General features: G+C 49.7%; 17 protein-coding genes and 1 pseudogene. 7 read left to right on the top strand and 11 right to left on the bottom strand.

Annotated elements, in window-relative coordinates:
• Nucleotides 1–169: 169 nt before the first annotated feature.
• The gene (locus O6D90_RS10740) at nucleotides 170–445 is read right to left on the bottom strand and encodes a hypothetical protein (protein WP_016153262.1); all 276 of its coding nucleotides are present in this window, start codon (nucleotides 443–445) and stop codon (nucleotides 170–172) included.
• Nucleotides 446–577: 132 nt separating this feature from the next.
• Entirely contained in the window at nucleotides 578–1,216 is a 639-nt protein-coding gene (gene ompW / locus O6D90_RS10735; RefSeq protein ID WP_016153263.1) for an outer membrane protein OmpW, read from the bottom strand.
• A gap of 283 nt (nucleotides 1,217–1,499) precedes the next feature.
• On the opposite strand from ompW, the pseudogene O6D90_RS10730 reads away from it, so the two are divergent.
• The 4 genes and pseudogenes from O6D90_RS10730 to yciA form a co-directional block, all read left to right on the top strand.
• Nucleotides 1,500–1,586: pseudogene (locus tag O6D90_RS10730) on the top strand (YkgJ family cysteine cluster protein); the annotation flags it as partial.
• 28 nt (nucleotides 1,587–1,614) lie between these two features.
• Entirely contained in the window at nucleotides 1,615–2,358 is a 744-nt protein-coding gene (locus O6D90_RS10725) for a YciC family protein (protein WP_271143303.1), read from the top strand.
• A gap of 54 nt (nucleotides 2,359–2,412) precedes the next feature.
• Nucleotides 2,413–2,952, top strand: coding sequence for a septation protein A (locus O6D90_RS10720; protein ID WP_016153265.1), 540 nt, complete (start codon nucleotides 2,413–2,415; stop codon nucleotides 2,950–2,952).
• A gap of 165 nt (nucleotides 2,953–3,117) precedes the next feature.
• Nucleotides 3,118–3,519 (top strand): acyl-CoA thioester hydrolase YciA, encoded by a 402-nt coding sequence (gene yciA / locus O6D90_RS10715; RefSeq protein ID WP_016156659.1) that lies wholly within the window; start codon nucleotides 3,118–3,120, stop codon nucleotides 3,517–3,519.
• A 75-nt stretch (nucleotides 3,520–3,594) separates the two neighbouring features.
• On the opposite strand, the gene tonB is transcribed toward yciA, so the two are convergent.
• Entirely contained in the window at nucleotides 3,595–4,311 is a 717-nt protein-coding gene (gene tonB, locus O6D90_RS10710; protein WP_016156660.1) for a TonB system transport protein TonB, read from the bottom strand.
• A gap of 224 nt (nucleotides 4,312–4,535) precedes the next feature.
• Between tonB and O6D90_RS10705 the strand changes: the two genes are divergently transcribed.
• Nucleotides 4,536–4,832: a YciI family protein gene (locus O6D90_RS10705; protein ID WP_003020675.1), complete on the top strand. Its 297-nt coding sequence runs from the start codon at nucleotides 4,536–4,538 to the stop codon at nucleotides 4,830–4,832.
• A gap of 51 nt (nucleotides 4,833–4,883) precedes the next feature.
• On the opposite strand, the gene O6D90_RS10700 is transcribed toward O6D90_RS10705, so the two are convergent.
• On the bottom strand, nucleotides 4,884–5,057 hold the full coding sequence (locus O6D90_RS10700) for a YciY family protein (RefSeq protein ID WP_016153268.1): 174 nt from the start codon (nucleotides 5,055–5,057) through the stop codon (nucleotides 4,884–4,886).
• Between the two features lie 142 nt (nucleotides 5,058–5,199).
• Between O6D90_RS10700 and cls the strand changes: the two genes are divergently transcribed.
• Nucleotides 5,200–6,660 carry a cardiolipin synthase gene (cls, locus tag O6D90_RS10695; RefSeq protein WP_016156727.1) on the top strand — a complete coding sequence of 487 codons (1,461 nt, stop codon included), beginning with the start codon at nucleotides 5,200–5,202 and terminating at the stop codon, nucleotides 6,658–6,660.
• A 34-nt stretch (nucleotides 6,661–6,694) separates the two neighbouring features.
• Nucleotides 6,695–7,024 carry an HI1450 family dsDNA-mimic protein gene (locus O6D90_RS10690; RefSeq protein ID WP_003020691.1) on the top strand — a complete coding sequence of 110 codons (330 nt, stop codon included), beginning with the start codon at nucleotides 6,695–6,697 and terminating at the stop codon, nucleotides 7,022–7,024.
• 36 nt (nucleotides 7,025–7,060) lie between these two features.
• Here the strand turns inward: O6D90_RS10690 and O6D90_RS10685 are convergent, their stop codons facing one another.
• The 7 genes from O6D90_RS10685 to ychE form a co-directional block, all read right to left on the bottom strand.
• On the bottom strand, nucleotides 7,061–7,897 hold the full coding sequence (locus tag O6D90_RS10685; protein ID WP_016156728.1) for an ion transporter: 837 nt from the start codon (nucleotides 7,895–7,897) through the stop codon (nucleotides 7,061–7,063).
• A 46-nt stretch (nucleotides 7,898–7,943) separates the two neighbouring features.
• Entirely contained in the window at nucleotides 7,944–8,948 is a 1,005-nt protein-coding gene (oppF, locus tag O6D90_RS10680) for a murein tripeptide/oligopeptide ABC transporter ATP-binding protein OppF (protein ID WP_016156729.1), read from the bottom strand.
• Nucleotides 8,945–9,958 (bottom strand): murein tripeptide/oligopeptide ABC transporter ATP-binding protein OppD, encoded by a 1,014-nt coding sequence (oppD, locus tag O6D90_RS10675; protein WP_003833364.1) that lies wholly within the window; start codon nucleotides 9,956–9,958, stop codon nucleotides 8,945–8,947. Before oppD ends, oppF begins: the two co-directional genes overlap by 4 nt.
• 11 nt (nucleotides 9,959–9,969) lie before the next feature.
• Entirely contained in the window at nucleotides 9,970–10,878 is a 909-nt protein-coding gene (gene oppC / locus O6D90_RS10670) for an oligopeptide ABC transporter permease OppC (protein ID WP_003020701.1), read from the bottom strand.
• A 14-nt stretch (nucleotides 10,879–10,892) separates the two neighbouring features.
• The gene (gene oppB / locus O6D90_RS10665; RefSeq protein ID WP_003020708.1) at nucleotides 10,893–11,813 is read right to left on the bottom strand and encodes an oligopeptide ABC transporter permease OppB; all 921 of its coding nucleotides are present in this window, start codon (nucleotides 11,811–11,813) and stop codon (nucleotides 10,893–10,895) included.
• A 121-nt stretch (nucleotides 11,814–11,934) separates the two neighbouring features.
• A complete protein-coding gene (oppA, locus tag O6D90_RS10660) occupies nucleotides 11,935–13,566 on the bottom strand; it encodes an oligopeptide ABC transporter substrate-binding protein OppA (protein WP_016156730.1) in 1,632 nt (543 codons plus the stop codon).
• Between the two features lie 761 nt (nucleotides 13,567–14,327).
• Nucleotides 14,328–14,975 carry an NAAT family transporter YchE gene (gene ychE, locus O6D90_RS10655; protein WP_003020714.1) on the bottom strand — a complete coding sequence of 216 codons (648 nt, stop codon included), beginning with the start codon at nucleotides 14,973–14,975 and terminating at the stop codon, nucleotides 14,328–14,330.
• Between the last annotated feature and the right edge of the window lie 112 nt (nucleotides 14,976–15,087).

Genomic DNA, 15,087 nt, shown 5'->3' with positions numbered 1-15,087 from the left:
TTAACATATTGCCAAACCGGTTACCCGTTTCTGTCGTTGCATAACTGCGCTGTATGTTGATTGAGAATGTTAACCGTCCCTAAGCTGATGCCTTAGAAGCCCGCCGTTGTGTGCGCTAAAGTTACAGACTTATACAATAAAAGCACATTTTTGTTAACATAAATGCAAACTAATCATCACCCTCAATCGGATACCCTGCCCGACGAATGGCCTCACGACAATCGCTCACGCCTGCGGCATAGCCCGCTTCAATCTCACAAACAGGACTGGCGCTGCAATAAGGTAGTTTAACCGGAGTCGCAATGCGTTTCTCCAGCACTTCAATTTTATCCATAAAATTCAATAAATCACGCGCGGCACTCACGGCGAACTCTGCCGTTTCATCTCCGGTGAATGGTTCCAAAAGTGTGATTTTTTGTTGTAGCAGGTGGCGAGTCAACATCATCGTCAATACCCTCAAAGCCAGTTTGCTTAAAGAGTAGCATTACATCGATGGGGAGAAAGGCAGGAAGAAATAAACTGGTAATAAAAAAGCTGACCGTGGAACGATCAGCTTTTCCGTATTTTAATCAAGAACTTAGAAGCGATAACCCGCGGAGAACATAAACACCCACGGATCGAGGCGGACGCTGTCATGCTGCTGCGCGCCAGCCAGTTTGTAGCTCGCGGTGGTGTCGATATCCATGTACCAGACTGACATGTTAATCAGCCAGTCGCGGTTAATCAGATAGTCCATACCCACTTGCCCTGCTGCGCCCCAAGAGTCTTTCAGGCTCAGGTCAGATAAACCGGTTTCTTTGCCGTTATTGTTAAAGCCTTCGTCAAAGAAGGTGGTGTAGTTCACACCGACACCAACGTAAGGACGCAGTTTGCTGCTGGAATCGCCGAAATACCACTGTGCCATTAAGGTCGGCGGTAAATGGTGAACGGTCGCAATATCACCTGTTGTGGCAGTGCCAATTTTATGGCGGAACGGCGTGGCTGCCAGTAATTCAACACCGATATTGTCGGTTGCCATGTAGGTAAATGTCAGACCCAACTGCGTGTTATTGCTGACATCAAAGCCACCCAGGCTCCCCAGCGTACCACCCGCGCCTTCCGTCGGTCTGACGGTGGCAGAACCTGCACGAATAAAGAATTCTCCGGCCTCATGCGCAAATACGTTACCAGAGAGAAGAGTTGTTAAAGCCACTGCTGCAACTGTTAATTTTTTCATGTCCGCTCCATCGTTATGGTTATAAAAGCGGAACGAATATACCCACATTGGAGTAATAAGTGATCTAACCTGGATCACATTGACTTTGATAATTTAACATTTATTGATCCAGATTAAGTTAGAACTTGCATTCAAAATCCTGGTTAACCTAATTCAGATCAATTTTGATATATTTTCGCCACGCAAGTACCTGGCCTCCGTTGCAGAATAGCGATGGTTATTTGTTCGTGATGCGCAGAGAACAACCAACGTTCTTGCATGACGCTGAAGTCATAGTCAAAAATTACCGGGGCTTTACAAAGATATGCTTTTCCATACACCGCGCGATGCTGCCACTGTAGAGTTATCCAGGGTACAATTGCCCACAAATGAACACCTGCAAAACTCAAGGAGAGTGCATGTCTATCACGGCGAAATCCGTTTACCGTGACACGGGAAACTTTTTCCGTAATCAATTCATTACCATCTTGCTGGTATCGTTGTTGTGCGCGTTTATCACAGTGGTGTTAGGGCATGCCTTTTCTCCCACCGACGCACAAATTGCGCAACTTAGTGAAGGCGATCAGTTAACCAGCAGCGTGGGATTGTTCGATCTGGTGCAAAACATGACCCCGGAGCAACAGCAAATTTTGCTACGCGCTTCCGCGGCGTCGACGTTTTCCGGTCTGATTGGTAATGCCATCCTCGCCGGAGGCATTATCCTGATGATTCAGCTGATTTCAGCCGGTCATCGGGTCAGCGCGTTACGCGCCATCGGTGCCAGCGCGCCGGTTTTGCCGAAGCTGTTTATTCTGATTTTTCTGACTACTCTGCTGGTGCAAATCGGTATTATGCTGGTTGTGGTACCCGGTATTCTGCTGGCTATCCTGCTGGCACTTGCACCGGTGATGTTAGTACAGGACAAAATGGGTGTCTTTGCCGCGATGCGCAACAGTATGCGTCTGGCGTGGTCGAATATGCGCCTGGTTGCACCAGCAGTGATCGGTTGGCTGTTGGCAAAAACGTTGTTGTTGCTTTTTGCGCCAAGTTTTGCGGTACTTACGCCAAATGTAGGCGCGGTATTGGCGAATGCGCTGAGCAATATGATCTCCGCCGTGTTGCTGATCTATTTGTTCCGCCTGTACATGCTAATTCGCCAATAAACCCTGAACGCATTCCGGGCTTGTACCCGGTGCTTTTGATGACGGAATCGAAGAATGAAGCAGTTTCTTGATTTTTTACCGCTGGTTGTCTTTTTTGCTTTTTATAAGCTCTATGACATCTACGCGGCGACCTCGGCGCTGATTGTTGCGACGGCTGTGGTTTTGATTTACAGCTGGGTCCGCTATCGCAAGGTCGAGAAGATGGCATTAATCACTTTTGTTCTGGTAGCCGTGTTCGGTGGCCTGACCATTTTCTTCCACAATGATGAATTCATTAAGTGGAAAGTAACGGTGATTTACGGGCTGTTTGCCGGTGCGCTGCTGGTTAGCCAATGGGTGATGAAAAAGCCGCTGATTCAGCGCATGTTAGGTAAAGAGCTGAGCTTGCCACAGCCGGTTTGGACAAAACTTAACTTCGCCTGGGCCGTCTTCTTTATCCTGTGCGGTCTGGCGAATATCTATATCGCGTTTTGGCTACCGCAGAATATTTGGGTCAACTTTAAAGTATTCGGCCTGACCGCCCTGACTTTACTATTTACGTTACTGAGCGGAGTCTATATTTACCGCCACCTTCCGCAGGAAGATAAATCGTAATAAATGCTCGCCAGATCTCCGGATCTGGCGAATTTTTATCCCTTCGCGTTCCTTGTTGCCATCAACCAGGCTTACTTCCGCCTCGCAGGCCGCATCACCTCTGTTCTCAGCGCGTAAATTCTAGTAGCATCGCGCCTGTAATCTTTCTCTATAGTCGGTTCTACAATGACAATAACGAATAACACTCCCCAGGGCGAACTGGTTTTACGCACTCTGGCTATGCCTGCCGATACCAACGCAAACGGTGATATTTTTGGCGGCTGGCTGATGTCACAAATGGATATAGGTGGCGCTATTCAGGCCAAAGAGATCGCACATGGTCGCGTGGTAACGGTGCGGGTTGAAGGAATGAGCTTTTTGCGCCCGGTTGCCGTGGGCGATGTGGTTTGTTGCTACGCACGCTGCGTGAAACGCGGGACGACCTCGATCAGCATTAATATTGAAGTCTGGGTGAAGAAAGTCGCTTCAGAACCTATTGGCCAGCGCTATAAAGCTACCGAAGCCCTGTTTATCTACGTTGCCGTTGATAAAGACGGTAAACCGCGGCCGATTCCCTCCCTGGCCTGATAGCACGCGCAAGCATCGCCATCCGGCAATCATTCTGCCGGATTTGGCGGCGTAACGCCAAATCCGGCCTGATGCTTACTCGATCTGTGTTGTGCCGTTCAGGCGGAAAACAATATTCACCACCAGCCCGGAACCAGGCTTACCGGCTTCATAACGCCATCTGCGCATCGCATTTTTCACTTCACGCTCAAACATATTCGCAGGCTGTGCGGACAGAACTTCCACATTTTCAACCCGGCCATCCGAGGTCACGTCAAATTTGACCTTCACACGGCCTTCAATGCGCAACGCCTGTGCACGTGCCGGATATTGAGGCTGATTACGACTTAAGGCTCGCGGACCCGATGGAGCACTCACCGCCGGTTTAGTGGTTGCCGGAGCGGTACTGGTTGTTGGACGCGCAGGCGCCGTATTTTCAAACGGGGACGTCGGACGCGGCTCTGCTGGTTTAACATCACGCTTCGGCTGCTCTTCCACCTTTTTCACCGGTTTTGGCTTCGGTTTAGGCTTGGGCTTCGGTTTCTCAATCACTACCGGCGCTTCTTTTGGCGGTTCGGGGATCGGTTCTGGCTCCGGTTCAGGCTCGACGACGGGTTCCGGCGGCGGCTGAACGGCCTGAGGCGGTTCAAGATCGGCAGGCGCAACCATCGTAACGGAGATCGGCTGCGCTGGCGCAGGCAGTTCAATAACCTGATGTACCGAGGTATACAGCAAACCTGCCACTACAGCACCATGAATGCCGACAGAAAGTAACGTAGGCCAGGGAAAGCGACGAGGTAAATCAAGGGTCATTGAAGTCATAATCGTTTCAGTAAAAAAACCAGGCCCTGATTTTAAATGCAAATAGCAATCATATTCAATAAGACCGTGAAGCTAACTGGCATTTAAAACGCGATTTTATGATAAAAAACCATTTTCAAAGTATGGCCTTAACATATTAGTTATCTTTCCGTTGCAGTTACCAGGCCTTTCCAATAACGTAAATATGACCTTTTACCGTTCAAGGAGCTCTACCCGTGCTGTACGTTATTTACGCTCAAGATATCGCAGACTCTCTCGAAAAACGTCTTTCCGTACGCCCTGCTCATCTGGCTCGTCTGCAACTCCTTCATGACGAAGGCCGTTTGCTCACGGCGGGTCCTATGCCAGCGGTTGACAGTAACGATCCGGGCGCCGCAGGCTTTACCGGCTCAACGGTGATCGCAGAATTTGAATCTTTAGAAGCCGCGCAGGCGTGGGCGGAAGCCGATCCCTACGTGGCGGCAGGTGTTTACGCGCAGGTTTCAGTAAAACCGTACAAAAAAGTATTTTAAAAACAAAACGAAAAGCAGACATTGGGCACCGACAGCGGTGCCCTTTTGAGATCAGATGTTGTGGATCGCAAACAGCAACGAGTTACGTTGATGGTTGAGAATACACTTTCTGATGGTATGGATACGCATATTACGGCGCGATTGTCCTTCAAGCCAACGTGCTTTACGGCGGCTAGCCTGACGCAGCATCCGCCAGCGTCCCACTTCCGTTCTACTACGCTTCATGTTTACTACTCTTTCAGTCACTGAGCGGCCATTATAACGCCACACCGAATGCAGACCAGTGGTTTTCCCGTGTTTTTATTTGCCAGATTAATCCTGATGCGTAAACTCTTAACAATACGCTTTCAAAAGGATTTTTAAATTTATGACAACCTTCTACACCGTGGTGAGTTGGCTGGTCATTCTGGGTTACTGGGTACTCATTGCTGGCGTAACATTACGCATTCTAATGAAACGACGCGCAGTGCCCTCCGCAATGGCCTGGCTTTTGATCATCTATATTCTGCCATTGGTAGGGATCATTGCTTATCTTTCCTTCGGTGAGCTCCACCTGGGTAAACGTCGCGCCGAACGCGCCCGGGCAATGTGGCCGTCAACGGCCAAGTGGCTGAACGATCTTAAAGCCTGTAAGCATATTTTTGCGCAGGAAAACAGCAGCGTCGCGTCATCCTTATTTAAGCTGTGCGAGCGTCGTCAGGGAATCGCTGGCGTTAAAGGGAATCAATTGCAGTTGCTCACCAGTTCAGAGGACGTGATGCAGGCATTGATCCGTGATATTCAACTGGCGCGTCACAACATCGAGATGGTGTTCTACATCTGGCAACCAGGCGGTATGGCCGATCAGGTCGCCGAGTCATTAATGGCTGCCGCAAGGCGTGGAATTCACTGCCGCCTGATGCTGGATTCCGCGGGTAGCGTGGCGTTCTTCCGCAGCCCATGGGCGGCGATGATGCGTAACGCGGGTATCGAGGTTGTTGAAGCGCTGAAAGTAAACCTGATGCGTGTATTTTTACGCCGTATGGACCTGCGTCAGCACCGCAAAATGATCATGATCGATAACTATATTGCTTATACCGGCAGCATGAACATGGTCGATCCGCGTTTCTTCAAACAAGATGCCGGCGTCGGGCAATGGGTGGATTTGATGGCGAGAATGGAAGGCCCGGTAGCCACCGCTATGGGCATTGTCTATTCCTGCGACTGGGAAATTGAGACCGGCAAGCGCATTCTGCCCCCGCCGCCAGACGTCAATATCATGCCATTTGAGCAGGCCAGTGGCCACACCATTCACACAATCGCTTCGGGACCTGGCTTCCCTGAAGATTTGATTCATCAGGCGCTGTTAACCGCGGCTTATTCGGCGCGTGAATATTTAATAATGACCACGCCCTACTTCGTTCCCAGCGACGATCTGCTGCACGCGATCTGTACAGCGGCGCAGCGCGGGGTCGACGTCAGTATTATTCTTCCACGCAAGAATGATTCCCTGCTGGTTGGCTGGGCAAGCCGGGCCTTTTTCACTGAGTTGCTGGCGGCTGGCGTTAAAATCTATCAGTTCGAAGGTGGCTTACTGCACACCAAGAGCGTACTGGTCGATGGCGAGCTGAGCCTGGTCGGTACCGTTAACCTGGATATGCGCAGTCTGTGGCTCAATTTTGAAATCACGCTGGTCATTGATGATGCCGGATTCGGTGGCGATCTCGCGGCAGTACAGGATGATTATATTTCGCGTTCCCGTCTGCTTGATGCCCGTTTGTGGGTAAAACGACCACTCTGGCAGCGGATCGCTGAGCGACTGTTTTACTTCTTTAGTCCGTTGCTGTAAAACGTGCCCATCAGACAGTAAACAGGTAGTCATTATGGATATGGATTTGAACAATCGCCTGACTGAAGACGAAACGCTTGAGCAGGCTTACGATATTTTTCTCGAACTGGCTGCGGACAACCTGGATCCAGCCGACATCATTCTGTTCAATTTACAGTTTGAAGAGCGCGGTGGTGCCGAGTTATTCGACCCGGCAGAAGACTGGCAGGAGCATGTTGATTTTGACCTGAACCCTGACTTCTTTGCCGAAGTGGTGATTGGTCTGGCAGATACAGAAGACGGCGAGATTAACGATATTTTTGCGCGCGTTTTATTATGTCGCGAAAAAGATCACAAACTCTGCCATATTCTCTGGCGCGAGTAACAAACAAAAAAGCTGCTCTCGCAGCTTTTTTCATTTTTATCCCGGCAGTTTACTTCCGCAGCGGTTACAAAACTGCGCACTATGTTCATGCTGCGCCTGCTGACACTGTGGACATCTACGCTGATATCCGCGCTGTTGGAACGCACTGCTCATGTGTGTGGTTATCAATCCGGTCGGTATCGCAATCACAGAGTATCCAATCAGGATAAGCACTGACGCCACCATGCGTCCCAACGGCGTGTGCGGTGTAATGTCACCGTAGCCGACGGTGGTGACCGTAACAATAGCCCAATACACAGACGCATTCAGCGTAGTAAAGCCATATTTGGGCCCTTCTATCAGATACATCATCGCGCCGAAAACAACCATCAGAATGGCAATAAAGGAATAGAACAACATCAGTTGATGACGGGCGCTTTTTAACGCATTCCAGAACACTCGCAGAGAAGGCATAAAACGCAGCAGCTTGAGAATACGCAAGACGCGCAGGACACGCATCGCTCGCCAGGCGAAGACATAGCTCAAACTGATTTCAGGCCATAGCCACATCACGTACAGCGGTAGAATGGTGGCCAGATCGATAATCCCCCAGAAGCTAAACACATATTTAGCGGGATTGGCCCAGCTGCATAAGCGAAGAAAATATTCGAGGGTAAAGACCAGAGTAATAAAGACCTCCAGCCAGACAAAAATGCGCCATTCCTCGAAGGTTAAATGGTATTGCGTCCCGACGCCGGACTCAATGAAGATAACAATAACGCTGAGCAAGGCGAACAGCGCACACATACCTTCAAAGCGACGCCCTGAACGGGTGTTTAAATCGAATAATTTGCGATAGAGCGCGCGGCGGACAGAAGAGACTAAACCTGACACATATACCTCACCAAAAAGAAGGGCTGACCTTTGTCAGCCCTCTGGATTATAGCGGGTCTACTTTCAGGCAGGAAACTGCGTGACGGAAACTTCCTTCGAGAACCGGGCGGGTTTTTGCGCATTCCGGTCCGGCAATCGGGCAGCGCGTACGGAACACGCAGCCGGAAGGAGGATTAATCGGCGACGGTAATTCGCCTTCCAGCAACTGGATAACCTTGTTCCTTTCCTGATCCGGGTCGGGAATCGGCACTGCAGACATCAACGCCTTGGTATAAGGGTGCAGCGGATTATGGTACACCTCATCATAAGTCCCTAATTCCACCGCGTGTCCGAGATACATGACCAGCACGCGATCGGAGATATGTTTCACCACCGCCAGGTCGTGAGCAATGAAGATTAACGATAATCCCATTTCACGCTGGAGCTGTTGTAACAGGTTCACCACCTGGGCCTGAATGGATACGTCCAGCGCCGAAACCGGTTCATCGCAAATAATCAGCTTCGGCTCGAGGATCAGCGCCCGGGCAATACCAATACGCTGACACTGACCGCCGGAAAACTCATGCGGGTAGCGGTTAATCAGATTTGGCAGCAACCCCACCTTCATCATCATCGCCTTCACACGGTCGCGGACTTCCTGACCAGACAGGTTCGGATGATAAGTCCGCAGCGGTTCGGCAATGATTTCACCGATGGTCATGCGCGGATTCAATGATGCCAGCGGATCCTGGAAAATCATCTGAATATCGCTACGCACTTCCCGCCACTCATCGGGTTTCATGCCCAGCAAATCTTTACCCAGCCAGGCGACTTTTCCATCAGTGGCTTTCACCAGGCCAATAATCGCACGGGCAAAAGTCGATTTTCCACAGCCTGATTCGCCGACCACGCCCAGGGTTTCACCTTCATACAGTCGCAGAGTCACGCCATCAACCGCTTTCAGGGTTTTAGACGGCTGCCAGAACCACTGCTTGCCGTCTTTAATGTCGAAATGGACTTTAAGATCGGCAATTTCAAGGAGCACTTTTCGTTGTTCGGTGACCGCATTCATACCAGTTCCTCCACCGGTTTAAAGCAGGCGCGCAGGCGGCCCGGACTAAACTCTTCCAGTGGCGGAGCACTGCTACAGATTTCCATCGCATGCGGGCAACGCGGCTGGAATGGACAGCCTTTTGGTAGACGCAACAGGTTCGGCGGGTTGCCCGGGATAGTCAGCATCTCTTCCCCTTCGGCATCCAGACGAGGTACGGCATTCAGCAAACCAATCGAATACGGATGAACGGGCTTATAAAAGACATCCCGCGCACTGCCATATTCCATGGTACGTCCGGCGTACATCACCAAAACTTTATCGCAAATACCGGCCACTACTCCCAGATCGTGGGTGATCATGATAATCGCAGTGTTGAATTCGCTTTTCAGTTCATTCAGCAGGGTCATGATTTGCGCCTGTACCGTAACATCGAGCGCAGTAGTCGGCTCATCGGCTATCAGTAATTTAGGCCTGCACAACAGTGCCATGGCGATCATTACACGCTGACGCATCCCGCCGGAGAATTCATGCGGATACATTTTCATACGCTTACGCGCTTCCGGCATTTTCACCGCATCCAGCATTCTTACAGATTCTTCAAAGGCTTCCGCTTTGCTCATGCCTTTATGCAGCATGAGAACTTCCATCAACTGCTCGCCGACTCGCATGTACGGATTGAGAGAGGTCATCGGGTCCTGGAAAATCATCGAGATTTGCTCGGCGCGCAGTTTGTTCAACTCTCGTTCCGGTAAATTCAGAATTTCACGTCCGTTGAAGGTTGCGGAACCTCCGATACGGCCATTTGCCGCCAGCAGGCCCATCAGGGCAAAGGCCGTTTGCGATTTCCCTGAACCGGATTCCCCAACAATTCCCAGCGTTTCTCCAGCTCGCAGAGAAAAGTTTAAATCGTTTACCGCGGTCACATCGCCGTCGGGGGTGGCAAACGTCACGCGCAGATCTTTAACGTTCAGCAGTGCGTTAGCCTGTTGTTGCGCGAGCGGCGCGGTTGAGGTTTCAATTACGCTCATGGCTGCACTCCTTAACGGTCTTTCGGGTCGAGGGCATCACGCAGGCCATCGCCAATAAAGTTAAAACAGAACAAAGTGACCACCAGGAATCCTGCCGGGAACAGCAGCAGCCATGGTGAGACTTCCATCGAGTTGGCACCATCACTCAGCAACGCCCCCCAGCTACTTAACGGCTCCTGCGTCCCTAATCCCAAAAAGCTCAGGAAGGATTCAAACAGGATCATGCTGGGCACCAGCAACGAAGCGTACACCACCACCACGCCCAGCACGTTCGGCACAATATGACGGATAACGATGCGCACGGTAGATACCCCACCCACTTGCGCTGCTTCAATAAACTCTTTGCGCTTGAGACTCAGCGTTTGTCCACGCACGATACGCGCCATATCCAGCCAGGATACCATCCCGATAGCGACAAAAATCAGCAGGATATTTTGCCCAAAGAAAGTGACCAGCAGAATCACGAAGAACATGAACGGGAAGGAGTTGAGGATTTCCAGCAGACGCATCATCACGGAGTCGATTTTACCGCCGAGGTAGCCCGACAGAGAACCGTATAGCGTGCCAACAACTACCGCGACCAACGCCGCGGCAATGCCGACCATCAGCGAGATGCGACCGCCAATCGCCACACGAACCAGCAGGTCTCGACCTGACGAGTCGGTGCCGAAATAGTGTCCAGATTCTGTATCCGGCGCGCTGGACATCATACCCCAGTCGGTATCGAAGTAGGTAAACTGCGACAGCATCGGCGCCAGCGTCACAAACAGCGCAATAATCACCAGCACGACCAGGCTTGCTACCGCCGCGCGGTTATGCATAAAGCGTCGACGCGCGTCCTGCCACAGACTGCGGCCCTCGACCTCCAGCTTTTCACTGAAATTCTCCAGCGCTTCGCTGTTTTTCTTACTTAACATCATAGCGAGCTCCAGTATCAGTAACGAATTTTCGGGTCGATAACGGCATACAGCACGTCAACAATCGCGTTAAACACGATGGTCAGCGTCCCTACCAGTATGGTGAGGCTCAGGACCAGCGAATAGTCGCGGTTTAACGCGCCATTGACGAACAGCTGGCCAATGCCCGGCAAACCATAGATGGTTTCAATAACCATCGAACCGGTAATAATGCCGACAAATGCTGGTCCCATATAGGACAGCACAGGCAACAGCGCAGGTTTTAACGCATGGCGGAAAATAATCCGCCGCATCGGCAACCCTTTAGCGCGTGCGGTACGAATAAAGTTAGAGTGCAGCACTTCAATCATCGAACCGCGGGTAATACGGGCGATACTGGCGATATAAGCCAGTGACAAGGCCACCATCGGCAGGATCATAAATTTCAACGCCCCGCCATTCCAGCCGCCTCCGGGCAGCCATTTCAAGGTTATGGCAAATATCATGACCAATAAGGGAGCGACCACGAAACTGGGGATAACCACCCCGGTCATTGCCACCCCCATCACCGTGTAGTCCCAGCGCGTATTTTGTTTCAGCGCGGCTATCACCCCAGCGCTAACGCCAACGAGGACCGCCAGAATAAAGGCCGCAGCTCCCAGCTTCGCAGAAACCGGAAAGCTCGAGGCCACAAGGTCGTTTACCGTATAGTCTTTATATTTAAAAGATGGCCCAAAATCGCCATGTGCCAGCTGCTTGAGGTAGCTGAAGTACTGCGTCGAGATAGGATCGTTAAGATGATATTTCGCTTCGATATTAGCCAGTACCTCTGGCGGTAACGCGCGTTCCCCGGTGAATGGACTTCCCGGCGCAAGGCGCATCATAAAGAATGAAATCGTAATAAGTATAAACAGCGTCGGAATCGCTTCCAGACAGCGACGTAATATAAATTTTAACATTGCCCGTACCTTCTGGCGTGTGCCTTTACACCTCTTCTACCCAGACGTTCAGGTAAAGTGGTGTTAATAGTTCGAAGAAAAAAGACACTGTGGGGCAAAATGATTGCCCCACGTCTTGCCATTAATGCTTGATAATATACAAGTCTTTAACGTGGATATTATCCATCGGGTCTTTACCGGAGTATCCGCCAACCCATGGTTTCACCAGGCGGGCGTTAACATAGTAATAAACCGGTACAATCGCAGAATCTTTATCCAGCTGCTGTTCCGCTTTCGAATACAGTTCGCTGCGCTGCGCTTCATCAGTCACTTTCAGCGTATCCGCAATCAGCTTATCAAACGCCGGGCTCTTATAGTGGACGGTGTTGTTGGAGCTGTCAGACAGCACCATATTCAGGAAGGATGTTGGTTCGTTGTAATCCGCACACCAGCCCGCACGCGAAACATCATAGTTACCCTGATGGCGCGTATCGAGGAACGTTTTCCATTCCTGGTTTTCCAGCTTCACGTTGGCGCCCAGATTTTTCTTCCAGATAGATGCCGCAGCGATGGCCAGCTTTTTATGCAGATCTGAGGTGTTATACAGCAGGTCAAAGGTCAACGGTTTTTCAGCGGTATACCCGGCTTCAGCCAGCAGTTTTTTCGCTTCTTCATTACGTTTTTCCTGAGACCATTTGAACCACTCAGGTTCAACCAGTTTCGCGCCATCGGTGTAAGGAGGGGTAAAGCTATACGCCGGCAGGTCCCCCTGGTTTTTAACTTTGTTGACGATAATGTCACGATCCAACGCCAGTTTCAGGGCGGTACGAACACGAACATCGTTGAACGGTGCTTTCTGGTTGTTGATTTCGTAATAATAGGTGCACAGATACGGGTCAACGTGAACTTCGTTCGGGATCTCTTTTTTCAGTTTCTGGAATAACTCGATCGGCATGTTGTTATAGGTCATGTCGATTTCGCCGCTGCGATAGCGGTTAACGTCAGTCACTTCAGAAGAAATTGGCAGGTAGGTAACCTGGTTAATAACCGTTTTGGCGTTGTCCCAGTAGTTGGTGTTACGCTCAAGTACAATGCGCTCGTTGACCACCCAGTCTTTCAGCTTATAGGCGCCGTTGGTGACGATGTTAGCGGGCTGGGTCCATTTCTCACCGTATTTTTCAACCGCTGCTTTAGGAACCGGAGAAACGGATGAGTGCACAAGCAATTTGTAGAAATAAGGAACCGGCTCGCTCAGGGTGACTTCAAATGTATGTTCGTCGAGAGCTTTGACACCGAGATCGGTGATCGGCTTTTTGCCGGCGATAATATCGTCAATATTGACAATGTGACCGTACTGTAAATAACTGGCGTACGGTGACGCGGTATTTGGATTAGCCAGGCGTTGCCAGCTATACACGAAATCTTGCGCGGTAACAGGCGTGCCGTCAGACCACTTAGCGTCCTTACGCAGATGGAATGTCCACACCTTAAAGTCTTTATTTTCCCACTTTTCAGCCACGCCAGGCGATGGTTTGCCATCGACATCGCTGATTAATAAACCTTCAAACAGGTCACGGTTGATATTGGATTCAGGTACACCTTCGATTTTATGTGGATCGAGTGACTGAACTTCCGAACCGTTATTACGCACCAGAGTCTGCTTTTCAGCAAGCTGCACACCTGCTGGCACAACTGCCGCCGTAGCAACATTCCCAGCGATTAGCGCAGTTAGGATCCCCGCAGCTACTAAACTTTTTTTAGTGATGTTAGTCATTGTGTTTGTACTCCCTCATTATTATGGCTGGTTTTTTAACCAGACTGTTAATCCTGTCAGGATCCCTGTACGGCACCGGAGATTTTCTGCCGTCAGGTAGTTTCTTGTTTTACTGCTTGCTATCACCGACTTTATTTATTTCTGGCGATTCGTATGACCACCTTGCGTCGATTATCTACGTGCCTCCCCTGCCGGAAACACGCTATTACCCTGTTGAGAGAAACTAATTGAAAATGATTCTCATCAACGTGAATTCTTCTGCATAATACCTGGCCGGAAAGTATCAAATGCGTTTCTTAACCGCCAATACATTTTACAAATTTGTTAACCAATTCTCTTTTATTGGAAATAAATCTCACTAAAAAAGTCTTACGAATGAAAGATTGTGACAATAAAAATATAAAAATCAATATATTGCATCACACGCAGTGTTAACCCCCCAGTCCTGTGTCAACACCACGCCAAAATGCACATAAATTTAACAATTGGTTATTAATTAGCACATTCATCTAAAAAAAACGCTGAAATAACTAATAACATTTCGATAATCCTTCAGCAAGCCCCAGAGTATGATGTTAATAAAATAACAGTGACATCGGGATCCCTCTGATGGACCATTGAGTGTTATATCCATAAAATCAATGAATAACCATCAGGTATTTTTTATATTTCTATACTGATTTTCAACTTTAGTGAGAAGTTTTACTAATAACGAAAGGAAACGGAGCCGAAAGAGGCTCCGTTGATGCCGAAGAGGAATATCAGGCAAGTAAACCGGGGAAAATGGACTTGATTCCAGTCACAATGAATTCGATCCCTAAGGCCATTAACAACAATCCCATAATACGCGTAATGACGTTGATACCGGTTTGGCCCAGCAGCCGTACCAGCCACGGTGCCATGCGGAACAGTCCCCAACAGCACAGGGCAAACAACGCAATCGCCACAAAAAAACCAAACAGGTTAATCGCACTGTGATAACGCGTACCCCAAACAATAGTTGAGCTTATCGCCCCTGGCCCCGCCATTAACGGCAATGCCAGCGGCACTACGCCGATACTTTCGCGGATTGCTGTTTCTGATTTTTCCTGTTTGTTTTGCTTATCTTCGCCCAGTTTTCCGCTAATCATGGACATTGCGATAGTCACCACCAGAATGCCGCCGGCAATCCTGAACGAATCTATCGAGATACCGAAGAGCTGCAGAATACCGTCACCAAGGAACAGCGAAGTCCACAGGATGATGGCAACCGACAGGTTTGCCGTAAGGTTGGTTTTATTTCGCGCAGCAGCCGTTTGATAGCTGGTCATACTGATAAAGACTGGGATGATCCCGACCGGGTTAACCAATGCGAATAACCCAATGAAAAACTTAAAATAGACAGGAAAATCAAATAGCGTTTGGATCACGGTTAGCTCCGAAGCGTTAGCCGGATAAAATGAGTCATAAAAATTGATAAAATCCGCGCTGAAGATACGCCTTTTGTCAGCATACTTCACCTTCTATCTGTGTATATCTACG

The organism is Citrobacter sp. 21OH12SH02A-Citro (assembly GCF_027919895.1).
GTDB classification, from domain to species: Bacteria; Pseudomonadota; Gammaproteobacteria; order Enterobacterales; family Enterobacteriaceae; genus Citrobacter; species Citrobacter braakii.
Note: the sequence above shows the minus strand (reverse complement) of the source record. Positions and strands in the feature narration are given on the sequence as shown.

Excerpts from the sequence above, each read along its gene's own strand:
- O6D90_RS10740 (WP_016153262.1), bottom strand. The coding sequence starts at position 445 with ATGATGTTGACTCGCCACCTGCTACAACAAAAAATCACACTTTTGGAA.
- ompW (WP_016153263.1), bottom strand. The coding sequence starts at position 1,216 with ATGAAAAAATTAACAGTTGCAGCAGTGGCTTTAACAACTCTTCTCTCT.
- O6D90_RS10725 (WP_271143303.1), top strand. The coding sequence starts at position 1,615 with ATGTCTATCACGGCGAAATCCGTTTACCGTGACACGGGAAACTTTTTC.
- O6D90_RS10720 (WP_016153265.1), top strand. The coding sequence starts at position 2,413 with ATGAAGCAGTTTCTTGATTTTTTACCGCTGGTTGTCTTTTTTGCTTTT.
- yciA (WP_016156659.1), top strand. The coding sequence starts at position 3,118 with ATGACAATAACGAATAACACTCCCCAGGGCGAACTGGTTTTACGCACT.
- tonB (WP_016156660.1), bottom strand. The coding sequence starts at position 4,311 with ATGACCCTTGATTTACCTCGTCGCTTTCCCTGGCCTACGTTACTTTCT.
- O6D90_RS10700 (WP_016153268.1), bottom strand. The coding sequence starts at position 5,057 with ATGAAGCGTAGTAGAACGGAAGTGGGACGCTGGCGGATGCTGCGTCAG.
- cls (WP_016156727.1), top strand. The coding sequence starts at position 5,200 with ATGACAACCTTCTACACCGTGGTGAGTTGGCTGGTCATTCTGGGTTAC.
- O6D90_RS10690 (WP_003020691.1), top strand. The coding sequence starts at position 6,695 with ATGGATATGGATTTGAACAATCGCCTGACTGAAGACGAAACGCTTGAG.
- oppF (WP_016156729.1), bottom strand. The coding sequence starts at position 8,948 with ATGAATGCGGTCACCGAACAACGAAAAGTGCTCCTTGAAATTGCCGAT.
- oppD (WP_003833364.1), bottom strand. The coding sequence starts at position 9,958 with ATGAGCGTAATTGAAACCTCAACCGCGCCGCTCGCGCAACAACAGGCT.
- oppC (WP_003020701.1), bottom strand. The coding sequence starts at position 10,878 with ATGATGTTAAGTAAGAAAAACAGCGAAGCGCTGGAGAATTTCAGTGAA.
- oppB (WP_003020708.1), bottom strand. The coding sequence starts at position 11,813 with ATGTTAAAATTTATATTACGTCGCTGTCTGGAAGCGATTCCGACGCTG.
- oppA (WP_016156730.1), bottom strand. The coding sequence starts at position 13,566 with ATGACTAACATCACTAAAAAAAGTTTAGTAGCTGCGGGGATCCTAACT.